The sequence below is a fragment of the Sporosarcina obsidiansis genome, assembly GCF_009651005.1.
Lineage (GTDB): Bacteria > Bacillota > Bacilli > Bacillales_A > Planococcaceae > Sporosarcina > Sporosarcina obsidiansis.
Genome location: NZ_WHVW01000027.1, coordinates 21,753 through 39,878 on the forward strand (window position 1 = coordinate 21,753; position 18,126 = coordinate 39,878).

The 18,126-nt window shown below is 38.9% G+C and carries 15 protein-coding genes and 1 pseudogene; 11 read left to right on the forward strand and 5 right to left on the reverse strand.

Going from position 1 to position 18,126, the window contains the following annotated elements; all coding sequences use genetic code 11:
- The first annotated feature begins 137 nt into the window (after positions 1 to 137).
- Positions 138 to 1,178: a helix-turn-helix domain-containing protein gene (locus tag GD002_RS16135; protein WP_153733394.1), complete on the forward strand. Its 1,041-nt coding sequence runs from the start codon at positions 138 to 140 to the stop codon at positions 1,176 to 1,178.
- 275 nt (positions 1,179 to 1,453) lie between these two features.
- Here the strand turns inward: GD002_RS16135 and GD002_RS16140 are convergent.
- A pseudogene (locus GD002_RS16140) lies at positions 1,454 to 2,153 on the reverse strand (IS4 family transposase); the annotation flags it as partial.
- A gap of 438 nt (positions 2,154 to 2,591) precedes the next feature.
- Here GD002_RS16140 and GD002_RS16145 point away from each other — a divergent pair.
- The 8 genes from GD002_RS16145 (at position 2,592) to GD002_RS16180 (ending at position 11,235) form a co-directional block, all read left to right on the forward strand.
- The gene (locus tag GD002_RS16145) at positions 2,592 to 3,173 is read left to right on the forward strand and encodes a TetR/AcrR family transcriptional regulator (protein WP_153733395.1); all 582 of its coding nucleotides are present in this window, start codon (positions 2,592 to 2,594) and stop codon (positions 3,171 to 3,173) included.
- A 100-nt stretch (positions 3,174 to 3,273) separates the two neighbouring features.
- On the forward strand, positions 3,274 to 4,122 hold the full coding sequence (locus GD002_RS16150; RefSeq protein ID WP_153733396.1) for an alpha/beta fold hydrolase: 849 nt from the start codon (positions 3,274 to 3,276) through the stop codon (positions 4,120 to 4,122).
- Positions 4,123 to 4,155: 33 nt separating this feature from the next.
- Positions 4,156 to 5,217, forward strand: coding sequence for an alkene reductase (locus tag GD002_RS16155; protein ID WP_153733397.1), 1,062 nt, complete (start codon positions 4,156 to 4,158; stop codon positions 5,215 to 5,217).
- Positions 5,218 to 5,369: 152 nt separating this feature from the next.
- The gene (locus GD002_RS16160; protein WP_408020103.1) at positions 5,370 to 6,371 is read left to right on the forward strand and encodes an NADP-dependent oxidoreductase; all 1,002 of its coding nucleotides are present in this window, start codon (positions 5,370 to 5,372) and stop codon (positions 6,369 to 6,371) included.
- Between the two features lie 548 nt (positions 6,372 to 6,919).
- Positions 6,920 to 7,132, forward strand: a complete 213-nt coding sequence (locus GD002_RS16165) for a DUF3311 domain-containing protein (RefSeq protein WP_153733399.1) — start codon at positions 6,920 to 6,922, stop codon at positions 7,130 to 7,132.
- Positions 7,133 to 7,150: 18 nt separating this feature from the next.
- On the forward strand, positions 7,151 to 8,560 hold the full coding sequence (locus GD002_RS16170) for a sodium:solute symporter family protein (protein WP_153733400.1): 1,410 nt from the start codon (positions 7,151 to 7,153) through the stop codon (positions 8,558 to 8,560).
- A 40-nt stretch (positions 8,561 to 8,600) separates the two neighbouring features.
- A complete protein-coding gene (locus tag GD002_RS16175) occupies positions 8,601 to 9,554 on the forward strand; it encodes an AEC family transporter (protein ID WP_153733401.1) in 954 nt (317 codons plus the stop codon).
- A gap of 10 nt (positions 9,555 to 9,564) precedes the next feature.
- Positions 9,565 to 11,235: an amidohydrolase gene (locus GD002_RS16180; RefSeq protein ID WP_153733402.1), complete on the forward strand. Its 1,671-nt coding sequence runs from the start codon at positions 9,565 to 9,567 to the stop codon at positions 11,233 to 11,235.
- 48 nt (positions 11,236 to 11,283) lie between these two features.
- On the opposite strand, the gene GD002_RS16185 is transcribed toward GD002_RS16180, so the two are convergent.
- Positions 11,284 to 12,003, reverse strand: coding sequence for a GntR family transcriptional regulator (locus GD002_RS16185; RefSeq protein WP_194841654.1), 720 nt, complete (start codon positions 12,001 to 12,003; stop codon positions 11,284 to 11,286).
- Between the two features lie 471 nt (positions 12,004 to 12,474).
- Between GD002_RS16185 and GD002_RS16190 the strand changes: the two genes are divergently transcribed.
- Both GD002_RS16190 and GD002_RS16195 read left to right on the forward strand, forming a co-directional pair.
- Positions 12,475 to 14,070, forward strand: a complete 1,596-nt coding sequence (locus GD002_RS16190; protein ID WP_153733404.1) for an acyl-CoA dehydrogenase family protein — start codon at positions 12,475 to 12,477, stop codon at positions 14,068 to 14,070.
- Positions 14,071 to 14,085: 15 nt separating this feature from the next.
- Entirely contained in the window at positions 14,086 to 15,588 is a 1,503-nt protein-coding gene (locus GD002_RS16195) for a class I adenylate-forming enzyme family protein (RefSeq protein WP_153733405.1), read from the forward strand.
- A gap of 57 nt (positions 15,589 to 15,645) precedes the next feature.
- Here GD002_RS16195 and GD002_RS16200 read toward each other — a convergent pair whose 3' ends face one another.
- From GD002_RS16200 to GD002_RS16210, 3 genes are all read right to left on the reverse strand, one after another.
- A complete protein-coding gene (locus tag GD002_RS16200) occupies positions 15,646 to 16,194 on the reverse strand; it encodes a TetR/AcrR family transcriptional regulator (RefSeq protein ID WP_194841655.1) in 549 nt (182 codons plus the stop codon).
- A gap of 472 nt (positions 16,195 to 16,666) precedes the next feature.
- Positions 16,667 to 16,753 carry an Rpn family recombination-promoting nuclease/putative transposase gene (locus GD002_RS18255; RefSeq protein WP_408020104.1) on the reverse strand — a complete coding sequence of 29 codons (87 nt, stop codon included), beginning with the start codon at positions 16,751 to 16,753 and terminating at the stop codon, positions 16,667 to 16,669.
- Between the two features lie 58 nt (positions 16,754 to 16,811).
- On the reverse strand, positions 16,812 to 18,126 hold a 1,315-nt coding region (locus GD002_RS16210), incomplete at its 5' end, for a YfcC family protein (RefSeq protein WP_153733408.1).

An 18,126-nucleotide genomic window follows, 5' to 3' on the forward strand; every position in this document is an offset into this window, starting at 1 on the left:
TATAAGTACTATCGTTAGTATTTCAAATTTTTAGATAACTGTATATTACACTAAAGGATAACTTCTTTCTTAATTCTATAGAAAATAACTGCCTCAGTAAAATAACGATAAAATTTAGCTTCATTGGAGGATTTACTATGAATTTATCAAAGATAGATTATCAAAATATTTTACATTTTATTAATAATTCTTTATGTAATTCACATAACACCCAGTCACTGCTTTCTAGGTTGTTTCAATTTAATCACTCCTTGCTTTGGCATGCCGATACACAAGGGAATATGTATAATCTTGAATTCTTTAATTTTAATGATCAATTTATTTTAGATTATAAAGAAGTTCACAATGCTAACGATGTCATGCACCCGAAAAAGCAATTATCGAAGCTGAAACATAATGAAGCGATGGTATACAGAATGGGAGAGGTAACAACTTCGGCTGATCTTGCAAAGTCCATGTATTATCAATTTATTGAAAGTCATGAAATGATCGATCAAATGGTCGTATATTTTGCAAATGGATCGAGGATTTATGGTGGCATGGGCTTTGCTAGATTCAAAGGGGATCAGCCATTTTCACAAAAGGATAAGGAAATACTTCAAACCCTATCCATTCACTTACAGCATTTAGTGAAGAACACGATGGTTGAGAAGGAAATCGAGGCAAAAAATCTGTATTTTAAAAAAGGAAGGGGCTATGAATTAGGGATTATTCAAGCAAATCAGGATCAGCGTATTTCCTTTTATAATGAAATAGCACAAAATATCATCAAGGAAATCGATTCAAATGTAACGGTGGAAGAATTCTATTTGACTTCAATTATTCCACACATACCAACCGACCTATCGGAATGTAAAAGTCCCTATTATTTTTACGTGAATAAACGGAAAGTAAAAGCGATAGTTTATGAAACAGATCATACCTTGTCTAGATCTTATACAATTTATTTATATAATCAAGAAGAAACGCTATCTATCACGAGGCCCCAAGAAGTTTTATCAAATCGAGAATGGGAAATCTATCAGCTGGTTTTAAAGGGGTATACCAACGAAGAGATTGCGAAAGCACTTTGGATTACGATAAACACCGTGAAAAAGCATTTGAGAAATATGTATGAAAAAAATGGAGTGACGAATCGGACGGGTTTAATATATAAATTAGAAGGACCAGCAAATTGACTTATGCTAGTATTGGAATACCATTCTAGATGCCAACACGGAATACAAAATGAAGGACGCTGCTTTAAATAGGAGTATAGATTTTCTATAAAAACATGTTCATTACATAGAACGAACGTGTTTTTATATGGAAAAAAATATTAGGATCATATCTTGACGCCCTGGAGGGGAGACAAATAAATTTAAGTGAAGTTCTATGACTTACGATAGGTAATATTAAGAAGATGATACGGAATACATAGTTGAAGCACCGGGAAAAGGGATTAATAACTAACTCAACTTTCGCAGACTGAAATCGGCAAATAAGCCTTGATATAACTAGGCAGAGCAGCGATCCACTGTTCCATTTGACTTTGAATTAACTTTTTTATTTTTGAATTCGTCTATTTGAGCGCATCTTCAAGAAGCCTGATCATCTGCTGCAAAGCGACAGCTCAATTGAGTTCATTTACTTCGTCGCACAGCTTTAAAAAAGCCCACCGAGTGTGCGTTGATCGGTATGGCAGCGGCCAGTACAATATAGCGCGCGAAAACAATCGCTGTATGACTGATTAGCGCGTCGTAAGAGCGATGTTGAAATTCCTTCTCCAGTCTCAAGAGGGACTTGGCCGTCTTAAAGAAGACCTCAATATTCCACCACATGCCGTAAATCCGGACGATTTCCTGTTCGACTAGGCTACAGTCGGTACTAAGGATGGCGAGCCATTCACTGCGTTTATTCCTGTTCTGGATAAAAAACTATCTTAACAGGAGCCCCATTCTTCATCATGGTGTGAAGGGAACGAAGAATCCCTTTCCTGGACTCGACAGGCTGCGCCAGTTGATACAGTTGCTTCAAGGAAACCGATTTTCCATTGACGAGGTAGCGCTGCTTTGTTTCTTTCACCATGCAAATAACGTCCAATCCCTGCTCTACGATGGCTTTGACAAGTGGAGGCTGAACCATGAATCCATCAAGACATAGCGGGCTTCCACTCTTATTGCAGATGTCAAGGTTACTAATCGGCAAGCCCTAGTGCTAACACTATCAATGGGTACATACTATTTTTTTGATGCGAAAGTTGAGTTTGTAAGTGAAGAATCTTGCATCAAAAATTAAACAACTATATTTTAACCCGTCTTAAATCTAGAGCGGGATTTTAATTGTTGAATTTTTAAAACTAAATTTTTTATTGTCAACTTAAACTGTGTGCATTAGTAGAAAGATTAAACAAAGAAGACCAATGACAGTTGATGTTACCCTAATTATCCCAAAACTTTTATTGCCAATGCTCTAATAAATAAATCATAAAGTAATGATGGAATTAATTATTCTTTACTAATCGTTCTAGAAACGATATTATATAAATTATAAATTTGTTGCAGTACAATGTGCATTTATTAGAATGAACGTTCTTGTATGGGAGGAGAATTATGGCTAGAAGCAAAGAGTTTGACGAAAAACAAACATTAAAAAAAGCGATGGAACTTTTTTGGGAACAAGGATATGAAAAAACGTCTATGCAAGATTTAGTAAATCATATGGGCATTCATCGAAGAAGCATCTATGATACATTTGGGGACAAGCGTACGCTGTTTCAAAGTGCTTTAACTTATTATGAAGAGTTTATTACGAACAAATTAATGTTGAGACTTGAAAATGATTTACCAATCAAACAAAAGATACGAGAAGTATTTATGTTTGTTATTAATTCAAGAGTAGATAATGATTATCCCAAAGGGTGTCTGACTGTTAACACAGCCGTCGAATTATCATTGTTAGACGAAGAAGTTGCCCAAATAATCACAGATATGTTCAGTAGAACAGAAAATCTTTTTTACAATCTACTGATACAAGGACAGAATAAAGGTGAAATCTCAATTGAACATAACCCTGAGTTACTCTCCCTTTATCTTAACAACACCCTGGTAGGTCTGAGGGTCTTAGTAAAAACCAATTACGGCTCAAAAAATATAGAAAGCATTATTGATCTGACACTTTCAGTGCTGGATTAGCTTTCTTTTCACCCTTTTTAGAACGATCATTCTAAAAAGTTGTCGTGCAACTAATTTATTATAAAAAATTAAGAACTCAATGTTCGAAGGAGAAACTCAAATGACAACATTTACTATCCCATCCGAATCAGAATTTATTAAAGTTGAAGATACTAGTTATGCTTATAGAAGGTTTGGTGAAAAAACAGGAGTACCAGTCGTATTTCTAGTTCATTTTAGAGGAACGATGGAAAACTGGGATCCTGATATGGTTGCTCCAATAGCGAAAGAACGTCCAGTTATTCTATTTGATAACAAAGGGGTTGGTGAGACGAATGGACAAACACCTGTTACGATAGCTGAGATGGCAAAAGATGCAGGAACATTTATTAAAGCACTTGGATTAAATCAAATCGATCTTCTCGGTTTTTCAATTGGTGGAATGATAGCGCAAGAATTGGCATTACAAGAAGGAAATTTGATTAGACGAATCATCATGGCAGGTACTGGACCTGAATCTGGAATTAATCCAAAACTAGAAATCTTGGAAAGAATGAATCGACACGGTGGGAATGCAAAAGATGCTTTGGATGACTTCATGTATTTCTTCTACCGTTCAACTGAAACAAGTAAAGCTGCGGGAATGGCATCTTTACAAAGGATTACCAATCAAAAAAAGGTGGAAAGTTCTGACCAAGTACAACAAGCCCAATTAAAGGCTCTTGCAAAGTGGTCTCAACCCAAAGTCAATAATGATTACAATTGGTTACAGAACATTAAACACCCTGTGCTTGTTACGAATGGTATAAACGACGTTATGGTTCCAACCCAAAATAGTTATATTTTAGCTGAGCACTTACCAAAAGCACAACTCATTATATATCCTGATTCTGGTCACGGACACCTATTCCAATTTCCAGAATTATTTGCCCATAATGTTAATTCATTCCTGAATTCAACATCTCTATAAAAAATTGATAACGATTAAAAAGGAGGAAGTTATATGAGCAAGTTATTTGAACCATTCAGAATTGGAAATATAGAACTAAAAAACCGTTTAGGTATGGCACCAATGACAAGGAGTAGAGCACTGCCAGATGGTACACCAAGTGATTTGGCAGCAGAGTATTATAGCCAACGTGCATCTGTTGGTTTAATAATAAGTGAGGGTACTCAACCCTCAGAGGATGGTCAGGGATATTCTAATACACCTGGTATTTATACAGAGGCACACATTGAGGGGTGGAAAAAGGTAACATCAAAGGTGCATAACGAAGGAGGACGAATCTTTGTTCAACTTATGCATGTAGGCCGTGTTTCACATCCTGACAATACGCCTCATCATCGTCAAGCTGTTGCTCCTTCGGCTATTGCGCCTAATATAGAAATATTTACAGCTCAAGGGATTAAGGAGATTCCTACACCTAGAGCACTGAGCGAAGGAGAAATAAAGGACGTTATAAATGAGTTTCGCTTAGCAGCACGAGCAGCGGTAGAAGCTGGTGCAGATGGGGTTGAAATCCACGGAGCAAATGGTTACCTCATTCAACAGTTCTTAAGTGAAAATGCTAATCAACGTCATGATGAGTACGGTGGAACGATTGAAAATCGCTCGCGATTTGCCATTGAAGTAGCCAAAGCAGTTGTTAATGAGATTGGTCCAGAACGAACAGGCATACGCTTCTCTCCACAAGGAACACTAAATGGAATAGAAGAGGGAGAAAGAAGTAGTGAAATGTACCGTTATTTAATCACCGAGTTAGATAAGCTCAATCTTGCTTATCTCCACATCATGCACTTAGGAAACGAACAATTATTACAAGATATCCGACAACTTTGGTCGCAAGCACTTCTTGTTAACCGAGCAGGGCGTACTTTAGACCAACTCACGGTAGACTTGGATAATGAAGTTGCGGACGTTATAACTGTAGGGACATGGATGATAGCAAATCCAGACTTGGTAGAGCGATTGAAATTGAAAGCGTCCTTGAATACGCCCGATAGAAATACCATTTATGCAGGAGGAGCGGAAGGGTATACAGATTATCCATTCTTAAAAGAATAAAACAGGCAAGGTTTAACAGTTAACGAAATTGGCAAAAAATTTTATATTTATAATGGTGTTTTAGGATACACAGACTATCAATGAAAGAAATAAGCGAATGATAAAATTCCATCAATGTAAGAGTTGGTGGTTTTTTTAAGGAGATGAAGAATATGAAAGCTGCACAAATACAAAAGTACTCAAAAAAAATTGAAGCACAGATTGTTGATATTCCTATACCAAGCATTAAAGATAACGAAGTACTAGTAAAGGTAAAAGTTGCTGCAGTAAATCCGCTTGAAATATTAAATATTACAGGAAGTGTAAAACTAATTCAAGATTATGAAATGCCTCTTATATTAGGAAATGAACTTACAGGGATTATTGAAAAAGTTGGTAATAATGTACAGGGTTTTAAGGTTGAAGATCCTATTTATACAAGACTCTCTATTGAAAAAATTGGGGCATTTGCAGAATATGTTGCAGTTGATGCTAAGGATATATGGCATTTGCCGAAAAATTTAGATTTCGTTACTGGAGCTGGTGTACCTTTAACTGGTTTGACGGCATATCAAGCCTTAATAGAAGAGTTAGAGGCGAAAAAGGGTCAAACAGTGTTTATTCCTGGAGGCTCGGGAAGTTTTGGCCAAATGGCTGTTCCTATAGCTAAAGAAATGGGATTAAAGGTTATTGTTTCTGGTAGTTCTTCCGCTAAAGAAAGAACGCTGAATGCCGGTGCAGATCAGTATATTGATTATAAATTAGAAAATTACTGGGAAATGTTAGACGAAGTTGATTTTGTAATCGATACGCTAGGTGCTGATGAATTCGAACGTGAGTTGTCCATTATAAAACCAGGTGGTCGCTTACTAAGCCTTCGTACCGGACCAAATAAACAGTTTGCAGTTGATCAAGGTCTTCCTAAATGGAAGCAAATTCTTTTTGGAATAGTTGGAGCGAAATTTGATAAGAAAGCAAAGAAAAAGGGTGTTCAGTATCGCTTCATTTTCGTAAGAGCTGATGGAAAACAGTTAGAAAAAATTACTAAAATCATTGAAGAAAACAATATTATTCCAGCTATTGATCCTACCAATTTTACAATCGAGGACATTAATGATGCACTGAATTTAGTGGCAAATGGACATACAAAAGGAAAAGTAGTTATCAAATTTTAAAAGTAAGTAGGAGGAGGCGAATTAGCAATTACTCATCTCACTAGTCAAAAAACAATGGAATTAAAAAAGGGTTTTAAGGGGTTATTTCGCATAGGGCGCGATTGCTGAACAATGAGCAGTCGCTTTTTTAATAGTTGTATCCGAATAGTTCTATAAATAATGGGATGAAAATAATTAAGAAACCCGGCTAATCTTCTCCTGTGAAAGTAGCTGGGTTTTAAAGTTATATGTGCAAAACAGCACTTAAAAAAGGTGCAAAATAAACCCTAAATTGACCTAAAAGGCTAAGTCTAATATTGCTTAATTCTTAAGGGGGGATACAAAGTGCCCGGTAAACCTCTATTCAAAAACCTCCAAAAGACCCCTCATTTAAAATATTCATCAAACAATTCTCCTAACATCCCTATATCAGTATATTTTTTATATTTACTATATTTTTTATCTTCAAAAAACTTATTGACTCTTTGTTGTTATTTGTTCTATACTAATTTTCAACTGGTACGGACGTCACGATGTATCAAGGTAAATTGAAGTAAGGAGGAGAGAAGATGAAACTTAAGACAGCACTAAATGTGTTAATCGGTTTGATTATTCCGTTTGTTGGGGTGATCGGGGGGATTGTCATTTTCAGAAACTCAGAACAGTTTGTGTTAGGGTTTCCCATCTTGTACTTTTGGATGTTTTTATGGTTTGTTTTGACGACTGTTTGCATTTCATTGTCATGGCATTTCTTTGATAGACACGAAATAGAAGTAGATTGAGAAAGGTGGATGTTATAGATGGCAATTGTAATATTTAGTGGTATTTTACTATTTTCTTTATATTTAGCGGTTCGATCTTCCGGAAAAGCGAAAAAAGGAAATATGGAGGATTACTTAGTTGGAGGACGTTCATTCAATGGTTTCATTCTTTTCTTTTTAGCAATAGGAGAAGTATACAGCATAGGAACGATCATTGGGTTTCCGGGCGGTATTTATGCAAAGGGAGTTGGTTATGGACTTTGGTTCTTAGGTTATATTTTATTGGCGTACCCAATTGGTTATTTCTTAGCTCCACTAATCTGGCGTGCAGGTAAAAGATATAACGCAATGACAGCCCCAGATTTATTTAAGAGTCACTTTAAAAGCAGACCATTAGAGTTAATTGTCGCGTGTTCGTATCTACTTTTCCTCATTCCATGGGGACAATTACAATTTGAAGGACTAAATGTTGCCTTAAATGCATTAGGATTTAATCTGTCTCCTAGTATTGCCGTCTTTATAGCTGGTGTAATCGCTTACTTATACATATCCGTTTCTGGGGTGAAAGCACCCGCTATTATTTCAATACTAAAAGATATTTTGTTATTTGCAGCCATCATTATTGTAGGCGTAGCTGCATTTAGAAACTTAGATGGAGTGCATAATTTGTTTTCAGCAGCAAAATCGCATGGTGCCTCTTTATCTTTTACTAATACGGGGGACTTAACGTTTTCTATTACTACCATTATTTTTCAAGCAGTTGCATTTTACTGTTTGCCATTTATCGTCACCGTTGTATTTACTAGTAAGTCTGAAAAAACGATTAAGCGTGCTCAACGATTTATGCCTCTTTACATGTTGATGTATCCATTCTTAATTGCGTCATCTTACTTTGCTTTAGTGGGTCTTCCTAACATCGACAATCCAAACCATGCATTTATTGCAACGGCAGTCGAATTATTACCTTCTTGGGTTGTTGGATTAGTTGCTGCAGGTGCTGCCTTATCAGGATTATTGGTACTTGCTATTACATCTCTAGTAGTGGGGGGTATCTTTACTCGTAATCTTATGCCAAGTATTCCTGAAAATAAACAAAGAAAGTGGTCTCAGTTTGTCGTCATAGGGTACCTACTCATCTCTATGGTACTAACTGTTGGAATGCCAAGTTTGATGCTTCATCTTATTAATACCGCTTATTTCGGGTTCGGACAAATATTACCAGGGCTTTTGGCCATTTTATTTTCTAAGAGCGCCACAGCTAAAGGAGTGGGAGCAGGGATTATTGCAGGAACTGTCATCGCGTTGACTCTTCAGTTTACTGGCATGAGTGTATTCTCGATGAATAACGGACTAGTTGCATTGTTTTTCAACTTTGTTGTAACCATTGTTGTTAGTTTGATGACCACAAATAAAGTTCAATTACTCACACCAATGGTGAACTCAAAGTGAGTGAGCACTAATTATTGTATGAATTTAGGATGTGGGTAGTATGCAGCTAGGAGTTGTATTTAATTCAATCACTTTAATTGGCATGATGATCGTAATTGGTGTAGCACTTGCCCGCGTTACACCAATTAATGAAAGTACGAAGAAAACGTACACATTGCTTATTGTGAATGTAGCTATGCCTTGTATTATTCTTTCTAGTATCTTTAAAGTTACCATTGATCAATCGATGTTGAGGAATATTGGGATCGTATTGATCCTTTCTGTGGTCATTAATACAGTAGGGATTGCAATTGGATGGATCTTTGCTTCTTCATTTTCTAAAAGTCGGCGGCTTCGTCAAGAGATTGCTCTTTTATCTGGACTAGGGAATACGGGTTTCATCGGAATTCCTTTATGCGCTGCTATACTCGGACCTGAAGGTGCACTTTATGCAGCTATTTTTGATGCCGGAGTAGATATCGTGATTTGGACAGTAGGGGTAATGATCTTAAAAAATTCATATGCATTCTCACTAGCTAATGTAAAATCGCTTATTAATATTCCTGTTATTTCCATAGTTATTGGCTTATTGTGCGCATTTATCAATTATCGACCACCTGAAATCTTCATTGATTTATCTAACCAGTTGGCTGCGCTCGCTTCGCCTCTTGCCATGTTCTATATTGGGTTACTCATCATGTCGAGGAGCGAGAATGCAGATGCCATCAAAACAACGAATGGAAATCTCTTTTCGCCTATTTTTTCGAAACTCGTTGTATTACCAATGATCACACTTTCAATTATTAGTATATTACCAATTCAACTGGATGCTATGACAAATAAAGTGCTACTCATCCAAGCGATGATGCCATCTCTCACACTAGCTTCCATATTATTTACAAAACACTCGAAAGATGATGTGTTTGGAGCGTTTGCGACCATTATGTCAACATTACTTTCGCTAGTGACCATCCCATCGTTGATCTTGTTATTCATTAAGTTTAAATACATGTGAGGAGAATTTTATGATAAAAATAGACAAACTTTTTATGAATGCGAATGTCGTAACGATCGATAAAGATAATAGCCGTGCGAATGTCGTTGGCTCGTACAAGGGGATAATTACAGGAGTATGGACAAATGAAGAGTTTGATTCTGTAAAAGAAGATCTTCAAAATAGTGAAGATGTGATTGTTCATGATTTAGAAGGAAAGACTCTTATGCCAGGTTTTATTGATACACATAATCACTTACTGATGTATGCCTTGAATAAAAATCAGGTGGACTGTTCTTCACCAAAAAATGAAGGAATCGATGATATTCTAAATAATCTTCGGACGTATCGTGACGCACATTCAGATGATAGTTGGATTATTGGGTACGGGTATGATGATACCTTGCTATCAGAGAATAGACATCCTACTCGTCATGATTTAGATAAAGTGAGTATGGATCGTCCCATTTTTATTAAACATATTTCCAATCATTTAGCGGTCGCAAACTCGTATGCCTTACAGCTTGCTGGACTTGATGAATCCGTGCAGAATCCGGAAGGTGGTCATTTTGGTAGAGAAGAGGACAACTCGTTAAATGGGGTACTATATGAACCCTCCGCCATGGACGTAGTGTATAAATTTGCTCCTTTACCAACGGATGAAGAAGTCGTTAAGTTAATGGGACTTGCATCGCAAGACTACTTAGCTCAAGGGATTACGACAAGTTCTGACGCAGGTGTTGGCCTTGTATTTGGACAGCCTGAATATGATTTGCACATGGTAGCTTTAAACCAAGGAGCCAATCAATTACGGATGCGTTTAATGATTATGTATGAGTTACTGTCAGAAGGCGGACAGTTTGAACACTATCATGCGGATGAATTACATGAGAAAATTGTCAAGGATTCCAATGGGAAAGCTAAATTAGACAGTGCAAAATTATTCCAAGATGGCTCGATTCAAGGATTGACGGGCGCATTACGTGAACCCTACTATTGTGATGAGACATTAACCGGTGACTTAATTTTACACCAAGACACTTTAAACGCTTATGTGTTGGATTTTCACAATCGTGGGTACCGTGTTACGACGCATGGGAATGGAGATCGTGCAATCGGCTCAATTATCGAAGCTTATAAACACGCCCTCCAGTCCAATGAAAAAAAAGACCATCGACATCGAATTGAACACGTACAAACGGCTACCTTAGAAGATTTACAGGAAATGAAGAATCACGATATTGCCGCTTCTTTCTTTATTAATCATGTGTATTATTGGGGAGATCGGCACAAACGAGTATTTTTAGGACCCGAAAGAGCGGAGCGAATGAATGCATGTAAGGATGCCGAAAATTTAGGCATGCTGTATACGCTACATTCAGATTGTCCAATTACCGCCATTTCACCATTATTCTCTATTTGGGCAGCTGCTAATCGGATTACACGAGAAGGTCACGTGTTAGGAGAAGCTCAAAAAATAGATGTACTAGAAGCTATTAAGACTATGACCATTTATGGGGCACAATTGAACTTTGAAGAAGATCGGGTAGGCAGTATTGAAGTAGGGAAATTGGCTGATTTTGCTGTATTGGACCGCGATCCTACCGCCATTGATCCAAAAGAAATTAAGGATATTTTAGTGGCTATGACGATAATAGATGGTGAAGTCGTGTATGAAAAGAAACGAACTGCCATAAAATAGGGGATAAAAAAGAAGACTCCGCAGGTACTAAACTCGGCGAGTCTTCTTTTATTTTCCAGCCCTTGCTGATTTAAAATGAAAAGCATACAATTCAGGATTATAATCCGCTATGCAATATTCAACTAAATCACCATGCACATCGTAAACAAATCGTTCGAGGTGAAGTGTATAACAGTCTGCGGGAAGATTTAGTAATTCTGCATCTTCTGGACCGATCTTTTGCGAAGTAATCTTTTCATCCGCTTCATGGAGAGGAATGGATAATTCATTTTCCATTAAGTCGTACAGTGTACCATGACTAATATCAAGGTTCGCCAGTTGAAGACCAACATGGACAGGATAGTATTGAGTTTCAATTGCCAGCGGTACCTCATTGGCATAGCGAACCCTCTTAATAAGATACGCATTATCCAACTCAATTTCCTTTTTTAATTCATCGGGGATGATTTCGATTCCGTGTCGAATGAGCTTTGTGCTCGGTGTCTTTTGCATCTGCTCAATTATTTCAGTGGTACTAATAAAATTTCCAGCCCAATAGTGAATAGGATGCTTTGAAATAAACGTTCCTTTGCCATGCTTTTTTTCCAGAATCCCATCAATGACTAATTGTGAAATTGCTTCTCGAACCGTACTTCTACTAACCTCATAGGTTTCCATTAATTCACGTTCACTCGGTATTTTTTCCTTAAATAGACCTTGCTTTATTTTTTTTTCGATACTTTTTCTAAGTTGTATATGAAGTGGAACGGGATTGCTAGGATTGATCACACTAATTACCTCCTCAGAATTCACAAGAACCTATCTATCTCTGTACCTATATACATAAATGATACCTGTTTTTGGGATGTGTGTCTAATATCGTATGATGATAGCTTGTTCGTTAGATAGATAATTCAAAGTGAATTCAATTCGACTAATATGTTTTATATCTGATAAACCAAAAGTACCAGTGAATAGGTGAATAGGATTAATAGGAAGCATGAGTTAATTATATATTTTCCAGCTATCAAATAAGCTTTTCGTAGTGGAAGCGATCAATGATTTTATATCTGCTAAATAGGCAGGGAAGTTATTGTTTATAATTTGTCAAAATGTGAAATGCACTTTCGATTGTTAGACACCATTTGATAAACGGAGATGCATGTTTTGTTTGACTTACATCTTGAGAAATAAAAGGTGGACACTGTTTACTTATTGTTTTGTAAATAGTAGAATATTCTGTAATAGGGGGTGCGTCTTATGGTTCATCTTAAGAAGAACTCACAGTATACATTTGAAAGGTACCTAGAGGTAAGGGATCAATTGGACGATCTGGATAATCCGTTTTTGCTCAATGTATTATCTGAATTAGCACAAGAGAGTTGGCAGGAATTGTACGGCGAACTCCTGTCGTTTACGAACAAGCTGTCTACCGAATGGCGCATGACTGTCAATGAAATCGCGAGACCGGAAAATCATCCCAAGTTGCGTCATTATGATGCGTATAATAATCGAATCGATCGCATTATTCGTCCCGCGGAAGGCGTCATGTTGTCGGAAGAAGTATTTGGCGAAGGACTTTTCTCTGCAGAACGGCTTCCTTATGAAGGGATAGTGAAACGTTACTTCCTCCATGGGAATGGGGAAGCGGGCATCACCTGTCCGATAGCTTGTACAGATGGCCTGATCGCTTTGATCGAAGCATTTTATGAAGAGGTGCCTGAAGAAGTTAAGGAAATACACACGCATGCAAAAGAAGGAAGAGATGGAGATTTTGGTGTAGGGGCGCAATTTATGTCCGAAATCCAAGGCGGCTCGAATATCCCCGCAAATGTTCTACAGGCAATCCCAGAAGGTTCTCACTATAGATTATATGGGAATAAATTCTTCTGTTCTGCTGTGCATGCCGATTATTCGGTTGTCACGGCACGGGTGGAAGGCACAGATCATGTGGCGGTATTTGTCGTGCCATCCTATCTTCCTGGCGATCAAAAGAACGAACGACGCAATGGATATCGCATCAACCGATTGAAGTGGAAATTGGGCACGGCAGAGCTGCCTTCGGGGGAAATCGACTATGACGGCGCAGTTGCCTACCGGATCGGACCTGAAGATCGCGGTGTTGCGCTGGCAGTCGGAATTGTCCTGACAAGGTCCCGTTTGGATATTGGTTTTGCTAGTGCGGCATTTGTCATGCGCGCAGCCAGGGAAGCGAAGCTATATGCGCGTTTCCGTCATGTCTTCGATCGGACAATCGATGGTTTCCCGATGGCTGCCGCGCAAATAGATGAGTTGGAAAGTGCAGCGAAGCGAATGACAGCGACAGCGTTCCATCTGTATAAAATGTTTTCGGAGCAAGAAGAAAGTGATGAACTACAGAGATTTGCGTTGCGAGAATTGATTCTGCTGCAAAAGATTTACTCGTCCAAAGAAGCGGTGGATCAGCTACGTTTGGCCATCTCGCTTTTCGGAGGGCATGGTGCGATTGAAGATTTCACCGCGTTTCCACGGCTATTCCGCGATAGTATGGTCAATGAATTGTGGGAAGGACCACGAAACGTCTTGCTTACGCAAATTTATCGGGACTTTGCCAAACTGCGCCAAACAGTCCCTGTCGTAAAAGTGATTACCACAATGTTTCCACATCTCTCCCAAGCGGATGTTCAGCAATATAGCTCTCGCATAGAAGTAATCATCGGGATCGATGTCGTGGAAGCTCCAAATCCATTCAATAAGATGGCGGCACAGAACTGGGAATCATTATGGGGGGAGTTATTCTTGTCGTTTCAATATGCCGTGCTTGAAGCGTTTGAAGAACAACCGATCGTCAGGGAGGAAGTATTGAAAACTATATAGAGGGGTGTATGGAATATGGCATTGAATATCGGAAGCATACTAAAGGATAGAGCGATCATGATGGGGGATAAGGTCGGTTTTGTGCATCATGACCTCAAACTCACTTTTGAAGAAATGAATAATCGAGCAAATTCGTTTTCCAGCTATCTTTCGGAAGTAGGGCTGCAGGCAGGGGATACGATCGCCATTCTATGCAAAAATAATGAACAGGCGATCTCGGCATTCTTTGGAGCCGCGAAGATTGGCGTCCTTTCCGTCATGGTTAATTGGCGTCTTGGAGCGGAAGAATTGCAATATATTCTTACGCATAGCGAAGCGAAATTGATTGTCCATGATGAAGCATTTCAGTTGGTCATTGAAGAGCTGAAGGAGACGATTCCCGCTGTTCACTATCTGTCGAGCGCGACAGTACCTTCTTTCGATGAGATTTGGCAGCGAAAAGCAGTGGAGCCTAGTTATGTTTCGGTAGGAGATGATCCAATTCTCATCATGTACACTTCAGGGACGACAGGTAAACCAAAAGGAGCTTTATTGTCTCACGATAATCTTTTGGCGGCTTCCATAGGATTATCCCATACGATCGATTGGCGGGAGACAGATCGGTTTCTGATGGTCGCTCCGTTTTTCCATATCGGAGGGCTCGCCCCTTTGATCACGAATGTCCATACCGGTGCTACGATGGTGTTGATGGAAGATTTCGATCCAATCAAAGCATGGAACATAATCGAAGCCGAGCGTATTACGACAATGATGACTGTTCCTGCTATGCTCGCCTACCTTTTGAAGACGTATTCCGCAGCTAAAGCTGATATCTCTTCTATACGCAACAACACGTGCGGATCCTCAGTTGTTCCCGCCCCGCTCATTTTAGGATTCAGGGAAATGGGAATACCTGTACAGCAAGTATATGGGATTACAGAGTATGCAGGCGCAGTGACATTCTGGAAGGAGACACAGAACCGCGATAAGTATGATTCCATGGGTAAGCCCGTAATGCATGGGACGGTACGGGTGGTGGATACGGAAACAAGAAAGACATTGCCGAATGGCAAAATAGGGGAAATTATTATTGGAGGGCCGCAAGTTTTTGTCGGCTACTATAAAAATGAAGAAGCATACAAAAGCGCGGTCATAGACGGAGAACTGCAATCAGGCGATGTTGGCTATATCGACGAGGGTGGGTTTCTCTACGTGGTGGACCGCTTGAAAGATGTGATCATCAGTGGTGGTGAGAATATATATGCCGCGGAATTGGAGCAAGTATTGGCTCAGCATCCGGCAGTGGTGGATGTGGCGGTCATTGGTGCATTAAATGAAAAATGGGGAGAAGTGCCACGGGCATATGTGGTGAGAGTGCCGAATGCAGATCTGACGGAACAAGACGTCATGAACTACAGCAAGAAGAAATTAGCTTCCTTCAAGGCGATCAAAGAAGTGACTTTCGTCGATGAACTGCCTCGCAATGCGGTTGGGAAGATCCTGAAGAATAGATTGAAAGAAACGGCTGCCCTTTCATAAAGAGAAATAACGAAAAGAGCTCTTTCCCCGGAATGAGCTCTTTTTACATGGACTGAATTATGTATTGGTTTGTAAATGGCTTAAATAGCGTGCCGACAAAGTGAGAATATGATCCAGTGCCTCCTCGTTTGTCAAGGTAGGATAATTCTTATAGGAGATGAGTAGCCCATTCAATGTGGAAAATATCAACTGCGCTTCCTTTCTGGCATCAAGAGGATAAAATGGCTGGAGCTTATATTCGAAATGCTTGATCAATTTCGAAACTTCTTTATAAGGAGGAGTGAATGGTCTTTTCCCGGCGCCCTCTAACATGAAATAAGCCATCATCTGATACAAAACATCTTCATTAAACATGTGAAGGATATATTGCTCTACCAACTCATCCAGCTGTTCAAGAGGAGATAGCCTGTCGAGCAATTTTTGTGCTTCAATTTTCATTGCTTCAGCATACAGGTGCTGCTGATCATTGAAATATTTATAAATAAGTGCAGGTGAAACTTCGGCTTTTTTTGCTATATCACGTATGCTCACATCCGAAAAGGATTTTTTGCTAAATAAGTGAACTGCCGCATCAATCATTATTTGCTTCTTCTCTTCACGTTTCATAGGCATCTCCTTAATATTCTGTGTATCCCTATCATACAGAGAAGTTCTGCCAGCGTCTATTTCACCTCATTTTAGCAGTAATTAAATTGTCGAGACCTTGTAGATTTTCGGAAACAGATACTTTTAATTGGTACAGAAGAGGTGTGACAGCTCCACTGATTTCTATATATTTTTCATGCCCTCATTCCCGAAATATCTGCTATCACCATCGCTACTTTACTTCTTTCAAGGTGATTTATCTCTAATTAGTGAATAGTTCCCTCTGCGCTTACCCTTCTTTCAAGATATTCTAGCCCTGTTTGCTTATCATCAAATACCTACAAATAATGCCCTAAATTGAAGGACGTGGTATGAAGCTCTATAGTAAATCTAGTGAATATATCCCTCATAGCCGTTATCAGAATACGATTTTACATAGATGCTTTGATAGATGCATCTGCAATATCTAAAATTAGATGCATAAGACCTCATCTCATAGACTTACCAAATTGGTGGGGAACTGCCAAGGTGATAATCCATGATAGAAAACCAATGGACTTACATTTGGCAATTCCTTCACCAATTCTTTTTTACCTTTGCTACTAGGAAAGCAAGTAACCTATCTACTCATTTAATTTTTAATAATGAATAAGACTCGCAAATACAACAAAAATAGCACCAATTGCGATGAAAATAAGAACTAACGGCCAGATAAACTTAATCCACTTTTCATAAGAGATGCCCGTTGCTGCAAGATATGCCATCAACGTAGAGGCGGTAGGGAAGATCAAATTCGTAAATCCGTCTCCTAAGTGAAAAGATAATACTGTCGTTTGTCTAGTGATTCCCACCAAGTCACCTAACGGAATCATGATAGGCATCGTGACAGCAGCCTGACCGGAGCCTGAATTAATGAAGAAGTTGATGACGTTCTGTGATAGATAGATACTGATCACTTTAATTGCATCCGGCATGAACATAATCATGTTGGATAACCCATTCACGAGGGAATCAATGATATGTCCTTCTTCCAATACAATTGGAATTGTTCTTGCAATGCCGACAATCAAAGCTCCTAGAATAACCGCTTTAGCGCCTTCGATAAATTCCTCTGAGATTCGAGTCGAACTAAATCGTGCACAAATACCTGAAATAATCCCCATTGCCAGGAATAAAGCTGCCATTTGTTCAATGTACCAACCTTTTGTCGTAACACCCCATATGAGCAGGACGATTCCTGAGACAAATGTGAGGAGAACCAAGAAGTCTTTTAATTGAAATGTGGACGCCATCTGGGATTCCTGATTTTTTGCACTTACGCTTTCTTCTAGTTCGACAACCAAACTTTTGGATGGATCTGCTTTTACTTTCTTTGCATAACGAATGATATAGATGCTGGAGACGATGACGAGCACAACCAGTAGGATCGCACGCAGCCACATACCGGAATATATAGGGAGACCGGCAATATCTTGTGCCACTCCTACGGTAAATGGGTTCATTAATCCTGAAATAAATCCACAAAAGACACCGACGAGCACGATAGCCATCCCCGTTAATGCGTCATATCTCAAAGATCTTGCTAGTGCAACGACCAGGGGAACCAACCCTAAGGCTTCGATACTCATTCCAATTGTAGCCCCACCGATTGCAAAAATGGTCAATAATATTGGAATGATAAGAATTTCCCTTTTCCCTAGCTTATTTGCTACGGAACTAATCACTGCATCGAATGCACCGGTTGATGTAATAATTCGGAATGAACCGCCCACTACGAAAATGAATAAGATGATCCCGCTGGACGCATTTAATCCTTGAATGATTAAGCTTGGAATTGCGAGTAGACTAACAGGATTTTTAGGTATGTCATGGTATGTACCATCTTGAACAAGGATTCGCCCGCTCTCAGAGTCTTCCACTCGGTCAAATTCACCAGCAGGCACGATGTATGTT

Bases quoted from the DNA above. Each gene is read 5' to 3' on its own strand.
- GD002_RS16165 (WP_153733399.1), top strand. From the start codon at position 6,920: ATGAAACTTAAGACAGCACTAAATGTGTTAATCGGTTTGATTATTCCG.
- GD002_RS16160 (WP_408020103.1), top strand. From the start codon at position 5,370: ATGAAAGCTGCACAAATACAAAAGTACTCAAAAAAAATTGAAGCACAG.
- GD002_RS16180 (WP_153733402.1), top strand. From the start codon at position 9,565: ATGATAAAAATAGACAAACTTTTTATGAATGCGAATGTCGTAACGATC.
- GD002_RS16200 (WP_194841655.1), bottom strand. From the start codon at position 16,194: ATGAAACGTGAAGAGAAGAAGCAAATAATGATTGATGCGGCAGTTCAC.
- GD002_RS16170 (WP_153733400.1), top strand. From the start codon at position 7,151: ATGGCAATTGTAATATTTAGTGGTATTTTACTATTTTCTTTATATTTA.
- GD002_RS16195 (WP_153733405.1), top strand. From the start codon at position 14,086: ATGGCATTGAATATCGGAAGCATACTAAAGGATAGAGCGATCATGATG.
- GD002_RS16175 (WP_153733401.1), top strand. From the start codon at position 8,601: ATGCAGCTAGGAGTTGTATTTAATTCAATCACTTTAATTGGCATGATG.
- GD002_RS16150 (WP_153733396.1), top strand. From the start codon at position 3,274: ATGACAACATTTACTATCCCATCCGAATCAGAATTTATTAAAGTTGAA.
- GD002_RS16145 (WP_153733395.1), top strand. From the start codon at position 2,592: ATGGCTAGAAGCAAAGAGTTTGACGAAAAACAAACATTAAAAAAAGCG.
- GD002_RS16190 (WP_153733404.1), top strand. From the start codon at position 12,475: ATGGTTCATCTTAAGAAGAACTCACAGTATACATTTGAAAGGTACCTA.
- GD002_RS16135 (WP_153733394.1), top strand. From the start codon at position 138: ATGAATTTATCAAAGATAGATTATCAAAATATTTTACATTTTATTAAT.
- GD002_RS16155 (WP_153733397.1), top strand. From the start codon at position 4,156: ATGAGCAAGTTATTTGAACCATTCAGAATTGGAAATATAGAACTAAAA.